Source organism: Maribellus luteus, assembly GCF_003576475.1.
Taxonomy (GTDB): domain Bacteria; phylum Bacteroidota; class Bacteroidia; order Bacteroidales; family Prolixibacteraceae; genus Draconibacterium; species Draconibacterium luteum.
The window spans coordinates 1-599 of the sequence record NZ_QWGR01000158.1 but is presented as its reverse complement, the minus strand read 5'-3'; the positions used below and the strand labels follow the sequence as shown (position 1 = coordinate 599).

Annotated in this window: 2 protein-coding genes; one reads left to right on the top strand and one right to left on the bottom strand. The window is 65.6% G+C overall.

Annotation, left to right across the window (positions count from 1 at the left end):
* Positions 1–462 (top strand): hypothetical protein (locus tag D1614_RS28395; RefSeq protein ID WP_206610179.1); only part of this gene is annotated, 462 nt, incomplete at its 5' end.
* Between the two features lie 4 nt (positions 463–466).
* On the opposite strand, the gene D1614_RS28390 is transcribed toward D1614_RS28395, so the two are convergent.
* Positions 467–592, bottom strand: a complete 126-nt coding sequence (locus tag D1614_RS28390; protein ID WP_497006678.1) for a PGDYG domain-containing protein — start codon at positions 590–592, stop codon at positions 467–469.
* Between the last annotated feature and the right edge of the window lie 7 nt (positions 593–599).

The following is a 599-nucleotide window of genomic DNA, read 5'->3' as shown; positions in this document are numbered from 1 at the left end:
GTGGAACTTAGCGCGGCTTCCGGCCCGCTCAGCACCCGGGACTACCACATCATGCTGGAGGCCATACCCGCGCCGGGCGCCGGCAACCACACGTTTCTGCATCTGACGTACGCATACGGTTACGGTACGGCCGGCCGCCTGGCGATGCGCACATACCTTGCCACGGTCGGCAGCGGCAAAGTCGGCTTTACCAAGACGGCGGAAGCGTCATCGGGCGGGGAGCCCGAATATGTGGGCGGGGTGCGCGGCCTGCTCGAACGCAACACGATGCGCTATTACTTGGCCATCGACGCCTATCTGAAGTCGCTGTCGGCGCCGCCCGACAAGCGCTTGCAGCAACGGCTTAATGCCTGGTTCACCGCCGCCGAGCAGTACCCGCGCCAACTGCACGAAGTGGAGCGGCAGGATTATCTGCAGATGAAGCACCACGAAGTCGAGCGCCAGCAGCAGGCGGCGCAGTAACGCTTCAGGCCGGGCGGTAGACCTTGGCGAAGCGCTGCGCCTGCACGACGCCGTAGTCGCCGGGAGCGTATTGGAGCACCCAGTCGCCGGCCTGGCCGTGCAATACGTCACCGGCTTCGGAGCGCGCCATCGAGAAC